At 32.3% G+C, this 11596-nt stretch carries 10 protein-coding genes; 2 read left to right on the top strand and 8 right to left on the bottom strand.

All coding sequences use genetic code 11. The annotated features are described in order from the left end of the window. Nucleotides 1-58: 58 nt before the first annotated feature. The 4 genes from GQF29_RS13585 to GQF29_RS13570 all read right to left on the bottom strand — a co-directional run bounded on the left by GQF29_RS13585 (nt 59) and on the right by GQF29_RS13570 (nt 2560). Complete coding sequence (locus GQF29_RS13585) at nt 59-832, bottom strand: hypothetical protein (protein ID WP_017143845.1); 774 nt, start codon at nt 830-832, stop codon at nt 59-61. A gap of 160 nt (nt 833-992) precedes the next feature. After that, a complete protein-coding gene (locus GQF29_RS13580; RefSeq protein WP_008787931.1) occupies nt 993-1298 on the bottom strand; it encodes an AzlD domain-containing protein in 306 nt (101 codons plus the stop codon). Beyond that, a complete protein-coding gene (locus GQF29_RS13575; RefSeq protein ID WP_008787930.1) occupies nt 1295-1993 on the bottom strand; it encodes an AzlC family ABC transporter permease in 699 nt (232 codons plus the stop codon). The genes GQF29_RS13580 and GQF29_RS13575 overlap by 4 nt, the downstream gene beginning before the upstream one ends. A 45-nt stretch (nt 1994-2038) precedes the next feature. Next, nucleotides 2039-2560: a hypothetical protein gene (locus tag GQF29_RS13570; protein ID WP_008787929.1), complete on the bottom strand. Its 522-nt coding sequence runs from the start codon at nt 2558-2560 to the stop codon at nt 2039-2041. A gap of 425 nt (nt 2561-2985) precedes the next feature. Between GQF29_RS13570 and glmS the strand changes: the two genes are divergently transcribed. Further along, nucleotides 2986-4788, top strand: coding sequence for a glutamine--fructose-6-phosphate transaminase (isomerizing) (glmS, locus tag GQF29_RS13565; RefSeq protein ID WP_117598689.1), 1803 nt, complete (start codon nt 2986-2988; stop codon nt 4786-4788). A gap of 69 nt (nt 4789-4857) precedes the next feature. Here glmS and GQF29_RS13560 read toward each other — a convergent pair whose 3' ends face one another. Beyond that, nucleotides 4858-5538, bottom strand: a complete 681-nt coding sequence (locus GQF29_RS13560; protein ID WP_008788088.1) for a fructose-6-phosphate aldolase — start codon at nt 5536-5538, stop codon at nt 4858-4860. Nucleotides 5539-5553: 15 nt separating this feature from the next. After that, complete coding sequence (locus GQF29_RS13555) at nt 5554-7965, bottom strand: glycyl radical protein (RefSeq protein ID WP_117598690.1); 2412 nt, start codon at nt 7963-7965, stop codon at nt 5554-5556. A 183-nt stretch (nt 7966-8148) separates the two neighbouring features. On the opposite strand from GQF29_RS13555, the gene GQF29_RS13550 reads away from it, so the two are divergent. Continuing rightward, nucleotides 8149-9045, top strand: a complete 897-nt coding sequence (locus GQF29_RS13550) for a glycyl-radical enzyme activating protein (RefSeq protein ID WP_117598691.1) — start codon at nt 8149-8151, stop codon at nt 9043-9045. Between the two features lie 471 nt (nt 9046-9516). Here GQF29_RS13550 and rhaD read toward each other — a convergent pair whose 3' ends face one another. Continuing rightward, complete coding sequence (rhaD, locus tag GQF29_RS13545; protein ID WP_054325235.1) at nt 9517-10344, bottom strand: rhamnulose-1-phosphate aldolase; 828 nt, start codon at nt 10342-10344, stop codon at nt 9517-9519. A gap of 4 nt (nt 10345-10348) precedes the next feature. Then, complete coding sequence (locus GQF29_RS13540; protein ID WP_117598692.1) at nt 10349-11596, bottom strand: L-rhamnose isomerase; 1248 nt, start codon at nt 11594-11596, stop codon at nt 10349-10351.

Raw genomic sequence — 11596 nt, 5'->3', positions numbered from 1 at the left:
CATTTCTCCTTTTCATTAAAAAAAGAGTATCAATATACTCTTCAATATTTTATCAATTCTATTCCCATTCATCAGGCCACTCAAAGCTCCCACCCCATCCATAATTATTACCGTTATTAAATTCTTGATAACTATCTGAATCAGGTGTTACGATAATAGAATTTTTTTTGTCAGGTTGTGATTCATCTATTTTCGAACTCGATGAACTACTTGAATTTGATTTACTCTTATTCTTACTAGATGAACCTTTACTTGAATTATTTGATTGAGAAGACTGAGAAGAAGATCCAGGATCTTTTTTCTTTTCTTCAACTACAATCTTAATATCTTTCCTCGTTTCATTTCCACTTTCATCCTTAGCAATTACATTAGCTGTGTAAATTCCACTTTTGCTATAATTCACTTTACTATCATCAATAGAAAGAGTGACTTTAGACAAATCAGTGACTTTTAATTGAGTTATATCTAACTTACCATTAAGGTTTACTTTATAACTTTCTTTTAAATCCTTAAACTCTGGTGCTGTTGTATCTACAATTTCTACTGTAGTTTCAACAGTTTTTTGATTACGTGTAAAAGATACCTTATATTGACCTATAGACAAATAAGTTTTTCCTTCTTCATTTTGGCCATCAACAGTCATTTTGACATCTTTTAAAAAGTTATCTTTATTATCTAAATAATCACTTACTTTTGTAGAAATAGATTGTCCATATTCTACAACAAACTTTTCTTTCTTTAATATCATCTTTTCTTGAGAACATCCTAATAAAATACTACTCAATAAAATAATCATGATTTTTGAGCGATGTCTTTTCAATACATTTTTCATAATATCCCACCCTTTAGATCAATATCATTTTATCATATTCTATTCATGTCTCAAACAAAAGTCACAACTCATATTAAAATAGTTGGGGAACGATTCTTGATTAGCATTATTTTTGTCTCCTTTCTCTGATAAGAAAAGGAACAAGATTTCTCTTGTTCCCTTAACAAATAAAACTCATTACATAACTTGTTAACATTGCTGCTATAGCAACAAATACCAACCCTTTTTCCTTATAAGCAAAATACATCGCAACAAAACACCCTCCAATTGCACTATATATATTTGCTGTTGCATAAATAATACTTGGAAACGTTAAAGCGGATAAAACTGCATAAGGCACATAATATAACAATGATTTTAAAAATGGTGATGTTATTTCTTTCCTAAAGAGTGTTAATGGTAACATTCTTGGCAAATATGTAAAGATAGCCATAATTGCAACACTTATAAATATGTATTCACTCATACACTATCCTCCTCAAGAGGATAACGCCATGCACCATAAATTGCACCACTTAATGTTGCAATAATCAATTTAAAACCACTCGATAAATGATCAAACATCTGACCATAAAAGAAAATAACAGACATAACAGCACTTATAAAAACAACTTCTAATATTTTGCGTGACTTCGTTGCTGGTGGAACAATAATAGCTAAAAACATTCCATACAAAGCAATTCCCATTGCATTTTGTAATGCAACTGGTAAAAAATTCATTAATACCTCACCAGCAAATGCTCCACATGTCCATCCAATAATAGGCAATAAAATAAATCCAGACATAAAACGAAAAGTTAAATTTCCATGCTGTAAAGAAGCTAAACTAAAAGTTTCATCAGTAATACCAAACGAAATAATCATTCTTTGCAAAGTACTCATTTTCTGATCGATTTTTTGACTCAAAGATAATGACATTAAGAAATATCTAGCATTAATCATTAACAATGTTAACGCCATCTCAATATAAGATGCATTTGTCAGCATTAAAGAAACACCTGCAAATTGTCCAGATGATGTTAAATTGGTCATCGAAATCAATGTTGCTAAACCTAGTGGCAAGCCACTTGAAACAACCAGTACACCAAATGAAAAAGAAACTGGAAAATAGCCCAATGCTATTGGTATCCCCTTTTTACATCCACATAAAAACTCTTCCATCTATAATTCCCCCACATATATGACCTAATCATACATGAAAGAGAATTACTTATCAAATAGATTTTTTTCTACAAACTCTAAAATTTCTTGTTGATCAGTTAAAACATGATAAAATGGTTTTCTTAAATCTAACCTTTGAATATCTATGGAACGAATATCACTTAATTGAATACGGCAATACGTTATATGTTTGTCTGTTTTTATTGTAATATCCTTCTCAAATGAAGGATTAGCTGGTGTTGAATCCTCTTTAATAGATGTACAGGGAAGAACTAACATCTTATATCCCATATCCTTTAAAACATAGCACCAATGTCCATCCATTAATTCTTTAGGAAACCCTCGTCCAATATTGAAATATGCCAGTTCATGGATATGTGGTCTTTTATGAACATGATAATAAGTTTGATCACAATCTCCATCTTTTACAAGATGACAATAGAAATATTCTAATTGATTGGTTTGATGCAATAAAGCATAGCTATACTTTTCTACATCATAGACACCAGATTCTTTTAGTTTCTTGAGTGATTTATTCATTTCCATTAAATTTGTTTCTATACTCATAATAACCCTCCTACTTATATATTCAAAATTTTTTCTCATTTTTCTTCTTTTTAAACAAACTTTTTTAAAAAATTTTTAAAATCTATGTAAAACGTAGGAAATCTGACTTATTTTCGATAGAAAATATCACAATTATTCCTAATATCACATAAAATAGTCATATAGTGTCATATTGTTTTCACAATTTGAAAACTATAAAAAAAAGATTCATGTATAATGAATTACGTTATTGAAGAAGGATGAAAGAAAATAGCGCCAGGACTCTTAGGAGTTGACGAGGACCAGATTTATCGAAAGATTCGGCGGATGATCTGGAGGTATGATGCTACCTAAACGATGAGCAAAAATAATGAGTAATCATTAAACAAATATCATCAAGCATAACTTCATTCAATAATAAAAAAATCTAATGGAGGTATGTTTTTATGTGTGGAATTACAGCGTATTGCGGTAATGGTTTTGCTTTACCCTTTTTAATGCAAGGATTGTCTAAACTTGAGTATCGAGGATATGATAGTGCTGGCATAACAATTCTTGAAAATGAAGGTTTAAAAACGATTAAATGTAAGGGACGATTAAAAAATCTTGAAGATAAGCTTCAAGATTATCACTTGGAAGGACATGTTGGAATTGGTCATACAAGATGGGCAACTCATGGAATTCCTTCAAATTTAAATTCTCATCCTCATACAAATGATGATGAAACAATTTCTTTAGTTCATAATGGTATTATTGAAAACTATCGTGAATTAAAAGAAGAACTAATCAAAAAAGGATATCAGTTTCAATCAGAAACTGATAGTGAAGTTGTTGTTCATTTATTAGATGAATACTTTGAGGGAAATCTTTTTGAAGCCACAAAGAAAGTTTTAAAAAGGATTGATGGTAGTTATGCCTTATGTATTGTTTCAACATTAGAACCTGATAAAATCATTGTAGCCAAAAAAGATAGTCCATTAATTATTGGAAAAGCAGATGGAGCCTATGTAGCTGCAAGTGATATTCCAGCTTTATTGGAATATACAAAAGATGTTTATTTCTTAAATGATTATGAAATGGCTATTTTAGAAAATGAACATATCGAATTTTATAATCATGATGGAAATCCCATAACAAAAGAATTAGTCACAATTCCTTATGATTTAGAAGCTGCTCAAAAAGATGGTTATGATACTTTTATGTTAAAAGAAATCTATGAACAACCACATGTGATTCAAGAAACATTAAGAGGGCGTATTGTTAAAGATAAAATTGTTCTTGATGAACTACAGGAGATTGATTTCATTAACTATAATAAAGTTTACTTTGTGGCTTGCGGAACAGCTTATCATGCAACGCTATGTGGTTCTCAAGTTTTAGAAAGAACCACAAAACTCCCTGTCATTGTTATGGTAGCAAGTGAATTTAGATATAATGATCCACTTATTGATGAGCATACTTTAGCTATTTTTGTATCACAATCTGGGGAGACCGCCGATACTTTAGCTGCACTTCGTTTAGCCAAAGAAAAAGGCGCAACAACAATTGCGATAGCTAATGTCTTAGGAAGTACAATTTCTAGAGATGCTGACTATGTTTTATATACATGTGCTGGTCCAGAAATTGCTGTTGCTTCTACGAAGGCTTATACAACTCAATTGGTTTTACTCATGTTACTCGCTTATTATATAGCTCAAGTTCTTGGAAAAGATATTGATCATGAATTAATTGATCAATTAAATACAATCCCTCAATATGTTGAGAACATTTTAAATGATCATGCTATCTTTGAAAACTATGCAAAAATGTTAGAAAATCTTCATGATGCTTATTTCATTGGAAGAAGTTTAGATTATGCAAGTGTTTTAGAAGGTGCATTAAAACTCAAAGAAGTCTCTTATGTCCATGCTGATGCTTATATTGCTGGAGAATTAAAACATGGTCCAATTGCTTTAATTGAAGAAGGTTCCGTTGTAATCGCAGTCGCAACACAACCACATATTGCAGCAAAAACAATAAGTAATATTCAAGAAACAATTGCCAGAGGAGCAAAAGTTATCCTCTTGACAACACATCGTGAAGAGATTAAAAATGTTGAAAACACTTATTATTTACCAAATGTTTCTCCAACATTGCAGTCTATTTTGGTTGCTATACCTTTACAATTAATGGCTTATTATACAGCTTGTATAAAAGGTTGTGATGTGGATAAACCACGTAATTTAGCTAAATCTGTAACTGTAGAATAATATTGAAAACTCCATCTATGGAGTTTTTTATGTATAAAAAAAGAGAACGCATAACATTCTCTTCATATCTTATAAATCACAAATGCCTGTTCCTTCTCCATACATTGCATACCAGTCACTATTGAAATCATCTACTGCTTTTTCAATGTTTGGATTCTTGAATATCGCTTTTAACACCTCTACTGGTGCTGTAATGGCCTGTGCCCCATAATTGAATGAATCTCTAACCTGTTGTACGCCTTTGAAACTGGCTGCAATAATCTTACAGTCATATCCATCCATTGCAATACGATTTGATAATTCATTGATCAGTTCCATTGGATCACTTCCTAAGTTCCCTATACGATTCACATAAGGCGCAATATAATCCGCTCCTGCTGCTAGTGCCATATAAGCCTGCATCAAATCATAGACTGCTGTCGCTGTGACATTGATGCCTTCTGACTTTAAAATCTTGATGGCTTTGACTCCTTCATATGAAACTGGAACCTTGATATAAACCTGATTATCAATTTCTTCTAAAATACGATGAGCTTCTTTGACAATTGTCTCACAATCCTTAGAAATCACTTGTACGTGTAAACTTCTCTCTTTTCCGATGATATTTCTAATCTCTCTCATATGATCAAAGAACTTTGCTGGGCTTGTTCTTTTGACAATTGAGGGATTACTTGTTACTCCCACAATTGGCATATGTTCTACTGCATCCTTAATTTCTTCTAAATCAACTGTATCAATAATAAATTCCATTTCTCTTATCTCCTCTTATAAAGTTTGTTCAGTTCTTTCAATAATATCATCTTGTGTTGCTTTTGATAAAACGTTAAAGAATGCTGAGTATCCAGCAACACGGACAATTAAATCACGATGTTTTTCTGGATGTGCCTGAGCATCTAATAATGTTTCTCTATCAACGACATTATATTGAACATGATATCCGTGTAATCTATTAAAGAATGTTTTTATCATCATCTCTAATTTCATTTTATTTTCTTCAGTTGAAAGCATTGTTGGTGTCACCTTCTGATTGAGTAATACCCCTCCAGTAATTTCATGAGTTGGTAGTTTTGAAACAGACTTAAAGACAGCGGTTGGTCCACACTTGTCCATTGCATGAGCAGGTGAACAACCTTCAGCAAGTGGAGTATGGGCCTTACGACCATCTGGTGTTGCCATTGTGCCTAACCCTTGTCCAACATTTGCTGAAATCGAAGATGTCCCAGCATAGCGAATACCACCAATAGGTCCTCTTTGATATCTTGTATTTGGATATTTTTTCATTTCTTCTATATATGAGTTATAAGCATCAACAACCAATTGATCAACATAATCATCATCGTTTCCATATTTAGGAACATCATTGATTAACATCTTTTGAATTTTTTCATTTTCAACACCTTCAAAGTCATTTTGCAGAGCATTCCATAACTGTTCAGGTGTAATTTTCTTTTCTTCATAGACCAATTTCTTGATAGCTGCCAAACTATCTGCCATATTAGCAATTCCAATCTGTAAACCAGAAATAAAATCATAGATTGCGCCACCTTCTTTAATTGTCTTTCCTCGACCAATGCAGTCCTGTGTTAAAGCTGAACATAAGATATCTGGAATTTCTCTTTCTCCAGCAATATCGACAGCATTTTCAACAATAACAGAAACTCTTGTCAATTCTCTAATCGCTTTATCCCAAGCTGCCTGTAATTCTTCAAAAGATTTCATATCTTTAAAATGTCCACTGCCTTCAACAAATCTCTTTCCTGTTGTTAAGTCCACTCCATCATTCATCACACAAAGTAAAATTCTAGGAAAATTCAAATATGACATACCTGTACAGCGATATCCCCATTTTCCAGGTACAGCTGTTTCAACACATCCAATAGCTGAATAATTATATGCATCTTCTTCTTTAACCCCTAAATTCATAAATGAAGGAATAATAATTTCATCATTATTAAATGCTGGCATTCCTGTTCCTAGTTTCATGACTTCAACTGCTTCATCTAAGAATTCTTTTGGCATTCCATTATAGTATCTAACTGTTAAATTTGGTTGAGGGAGTCTAGTCTGGGCAACTGATTTCAAAACGAGATAGGATAACTTATTAACTGCACATTTCTTATCAGATGTTTGACCACCAATTGTTACATTTTGATACATTGGGCTTCCAGCACTACTAAAAGTATGTGCCTGAGAACGAACCTTATTAATAGTTAATGTCTTAATCCATAAATTTGTTAATAATTCTACTGCCATATCTTCAGTGATTATTCCTTGATCTAAATCATGTTGTAAATAAGGATAAACATATTGATCAAATCGTCCATAAGATAATGAATGACCATTAGACTCAATCTGTAAAATCAATTGAATAAACCATGTAGATTGAATCGCTTCATAGAATGTTTCAGCTGGTTCATAAGGGACCTTATTACAGATTCTAGAAATTTCTAACAATTCATCTTTCCTAGATCTTTCTGCCTTTTTGGCCAATTCTTTTGCCAATACACTAAACCTATGAGCATATGTTTTCACAGCTTCAATGACAGTCAGTACAGCCTTGTAAAAAACATATTTATCAATACTTTCAGGTTTGCATAAATCTAATTCAGATTTTAGTTTTTTAACTCTTTCTTCATAACCTTTTAAACCGATTTGTAAAACGGTTTGGTAATCAACAGCCAAATGAGCATCACCAGAATTTAATTTCCCTTCCATGCCTAATAAACCAGTTGACATAATATCCTTAACTTCATCAGGAAGTAAAGCATCACCTCTAGCTCTTAAATTATTATTTTCCCAAAATGGAGCAATAGAACGTAATGCTTCTTTAGTTTCCTCAGTAATATAGAAAACATCACCATCACGTTTTTCAAATTTATCTAATTCATTAATAACAAATTCTAATGTATATTCTGGGAAGATTGGTGCATCTTTATTTGAAGATGCCTGATTTCCAACAATCAATGTTTCATCCTCAATATAGATAGACATCTTTTCTAAGATATTCTTTAACATCAATGCACGTTTCATTACAGCTGGCTGATTTTGATGTTCCTTATAAGTTTCAGTAACCAATAAGGCTCTTTCAGCACAAATATAAGGCTTCTTCTCTAAAACTTTCTCTCTAAAATCATTCATTCTTGGTGTCAAGTCACCAAAATGCTCAACATTTTTCATAGTTTTCCTCCACTTTATTTCATTTGAAACTTAACATCATTTCATTTTCAAATATATAATAACAATAGTTTTATACAATGTCAATTCATATTTCATTTCTAATTATATTAACTTTCATTTGAAATATTATATTTACTATTTTATAAACATATGATAATATAAAGACAATGGAGGAGAAGAGATATGGTAAAAGGTAATATTTTTAATATTCAAAAATTTAGTATTCACGATGGTCCTGGTATTCGAACAACTGTCTTTCTAAAGGGTTGTCCTTTACAATGCCTATGGTGCTCTAACCCTGAATCACAATTAGAAAAAGTACAGATCTTATATGATGAACAAAAATGCGTACATTGTCTGAACTGTGTGAATTCTTGTCCTCAAAAAGCGATTGAAAATAAAAACAATCATATTCATATTCATTTTAATAAATGTGTTGGTTGCTTACAATGTGTTCACAACTGCTATCAGCAAGCATTATCACATGAAGGCGAGTACAAAGATGTTGATGAAGTTGTCAGAGTCTGTTTGCAAGATCAAGATTTCTATGAAGAATCAGATGGTGGTGTCACAATTTCTGGCGGTGAAGGAATGAGTCAGCCAGTGTTTGTCAAAGCCTTGATAACTGAATTAAAAAAACATAATATTCATGTTGCAATTGAAACAACTGGTTATATCCAATCTGACATATTTCAAGAACTTGCTCCCTTATTTGATTTACTTCTCTTTGATGTTAAACATTATGATAGTGAAAAACATTTTCAGGGCACTGCTGTGCATAACAAGCTGATTCTTTCTAATCTCAAATGGGCTATTGAAAATCAAATCAATGTTTTACCTCGTATCCCAGTTATCCCAGATTTTAATGATAGCTTAACTGATGCTGAAGGCATAGCCAATTTATTTTTAAATATGGGTATTCAAAAAGTTCAGTTATTACCTTTTCATCAATTTGGTGAAAGAAAATATGAAATGTTAAATCGAGATTATTTATATAAAAATAAAAAAGCCTTTCATCCAGAAGACTTAAAAGATTACCAGAAAGTCTTTTTAGAGAAAGGAATTCATTGTTATTTTTAAGACCTAATGGTCTTTTTTTTGAGAAAAACATGAGATAAAATTGAGACGCATAACCTCTTGTTTCATGATACAATAGAAGTGTTATCAGTTCCTCCCTTTGAAAGGAGGTGAACTTTATGTTAATTGAAACTATAGTTTAATTCATTGTCTCTATCACAGCAGGGTTAGTCGTTTACTTTCTTTGCAAATGGCTTGATAATAGACATGACTGATGACAAGCCTAGAAGAAAAGCCAAGGGGTATTGGATTAGACCCTTGGCTTTTCGTTTTGAACTCTATGTTTCAAAACTATAGTTTCATCAATAGTATTTTAGCATAATACTGATGACAATACAAGTATCTACTGATTTCTTTTGATTATTCTGAGTCACCTATTTTTCAGTCATAAATTCCTTTACACTGAATATTTTTGTCTTTCATTTTATAAGTCTCTTCATTTGGGGAGGAAAAAAGAACACTTTCAAATATTATTTATTTCTCATACAAAAATTTTTCAGGTAACGTCACATGAAAAGCATCTGCCAAAGACCTCAATTCATCTGTTTGAATAGTTTGTAATTTCTTTGGTGACATTGATAACATTTTCACCAATATCTCAGCTGATTTTTCTACAGTATGTGCAAGACCAAATGTGGTATCAAAATCCGAACCTGAACAGAATATTCCATGATGTGCCCAGATTGCCACATCATAATCTTTCATTAACTTACTTGTTGCAACAGCAATCTCTCTACCACCCGGTACCATCCAAGGCACAACACCTACACCTGCTGGAAATACAACTGGACATTCTGTTGCCATTTCCCATAACTCTCTTGTAAAGATTTCATCTTTGAGCGGTAAAACAAATGTTAATGCAATGACATTCGTTGAATGACAATGATAAATGACACGATGCTGATTATCAGTAACCATCTTCTTAATAGCGTGGTTCATCAAATGTGTTGGTAATTCACTGGTTGGAACTGCCTCATGAATCAGTCCCCAAACAACACGATACTTTGTTCCTGTTTTATCAATTTCAACAATGCCTATATTCGCTTCAGGATCTAACTCTACATTTCTAAAATATTTTCCAGAACCTGTGGCTAAGAAATATTCGTTCGCAAGTTCAGGAACTTCTGTTCCTATATCTTCCCAGCTACGGTGATAAGAAAACACGGATTGAACATACTTCACTTCTTCATCTTTCATACGATATGTTAAATTGCCGCCATTACGTTCATGCCATCCTTGCGCAAACCCATCACTACACATTCTGATAAATCCTTTGATAAATTCTTGTTCTAATATATTCATTCGATTATCCTCGCTTTGTTAAAACTTCTGTTTCATATTTTTTCACTTCATCATACCAAATTTCTCTTACTGGAACCTGATTGATTTCACAATAATAATCCCAAATATCATTGAATGGATAGGTTTTCAATTCTTCATTGATAACCATGATTTGTGTAAAGTCACCTTGATCTTGAGCTTCTTTTAACATTTCATAAGGCTGAAGCAAAGCATATAACATCGCTTTTTGCATATTTCTCATACCAACTGTCCACGCTGCTACTCTATTGATACTTGCATCAAAGAAATCCAAACCAACCAAAACTCTATCCATTGCATTATTTCTGACAATTTCTTTCGCAATTTCTTTTGTTTCATCATCAAATAAAACAACATGATCACTATCCCAGCGAACGGGTCTTGTCACATGCAATGCAACTTTATCATGGAATAATAACATAGCCGATAATTTATCTGAAACAACTTCTGTAGGATGATAATGACCATTATCCATCAATGGTAAAATATCTCTTGTTTTGGCATAATTCATTGTAAATTCACTTGAACCAACTGTATATGATTCCATTCCAATTCCAAAGACTTTTGATTCTAAACACACAAGAACCTTATTTTTATCATAATTGATAGAAAGTATCTCATTTAAAGATTCCATAAATCTTTTTCTTGGTGTCAAACGATCACCAGGAATATCCTTAAGACCATCAGGAATCCAAATATTCATTAAGCAAGGTGTTCCTAATTCATCAGCAAAATATTCACTAATACGAATACATGCCTGACAGTGTTCAATCCAAAACTCTCTTATCTTTTGATCAGGCGAAGAAAGTGTTAATCCTTCAGCAAGAGGGTGAGAGAAAATCGTTGGATTGAAATCCAATCCTAAATTTCTTGCCTTTGCAAATTCAACCCATTTTGCAAAGTGACGAGGTTCAATTGCATTTCTATCAACCTTTTCCCCCTCTTCAAAGATGGCATAAGATGCATGAAGATTAATACGTTTTGTTCCTGGTACTAATTTTAAAACTTCATCAATATCATTCATTAACTCCTGATAATTTCTTGCTTTCCCTGGATAATTTCCTGTTGTTTGAATCCCACCAGACAAAGCTCCTGCTCCATCAAATCCCACAACGTCATCACCTTGCCAACAATGCATAGAGACAGGAAATGTTTGTAATTGTTTTAATGCTTCATCTACATCAATACCTAATTTTTTATAAATTGTTTTGGCTTCTTCAAATCTTTGATTCAT

The sequence above is a fragment of the Coprobacillus cateniformis genome (assembly GCF_009767585.1).
GTDB lineage: Bacteria > Bacillota_I > Bacilli_A > Erysipelotrichales > Coprobacillaceae > Coprobacillus > Coprobacillus cateniformis.
This window is presented reverse-complemented; position numbering and strand designations above follow the sequence as displayed.

Bases quoted from the DNA above. Each gene is read 5' to 3' on its own strand.
- GQF29_RS13585 (WP_017143845.1), bottom strand. From the start codon at position 832: ATGAAAAATGTATTGAAAAGACATCGCTCAAAAATCATGATTATTTTA.
- GQF29_RS13580 (WP_008787931.1), bottom strand. From the start codon at position 1,298: ATGAGTGAATACATATTTATAAGTGTTGCAATTATGGCTATCTTTACA.
- GQF29_RS13575 (WP_008787930.1), bottom strand. From the start codon at position 1,993: ATGGAAGAGTTTTTATGTGGATGTAAAAAGGGGATACCAATAGCATTG.
- GQF29_RS13570 (WP_008787929.1), bottom strand. From the start codon at position 2,560: ATGAGTATAGAAACAAATTTAATGGAAATGAATAAATCACTCAAGAAA.
- glmS (WP_117598689.1), top strand. From the start codon at position 2,986: ATGTGTGGAATTACAGCGTATTGCGGTAATGGTTTTGCTTTACCCTTT.
- GQF29_RS13560 (WP_008788088.1), bottom strand. From the start codon at position 5,538: ATGGAATTTATTATTGATACAGTTGATTTAGAAGAAATTAAGGATGCA.
- GQF29_RS13555 (WP_117598690.1), bottom strand. From the start codon at position 7,965: ATGAAAAATGTTGAGCATTTTGGTGACTTGACACCAAGAATGAATGAT.
- GQF29_RS13550 (WP_117598691.1), top strand. From the start codon at position 8,149: ATGGTAAAAGGTAATATTTTTAATATTCAAAAATTTAGTATTCACGAT.
- rhaD (WP_054325235.1), bottom strand. From the start codon at position 10,344: ATGAATATATTAGAACAAGAATTTATCAAAGGATTTATCAGAATGTGT.
- GQF29_RS13540 (WP_117598692.1), bottom strand. From the start codon at position 11,596: ATGAATCAAAGATTTGAAGAAGCCAAAACAATTTATAAAAAATTAGGT.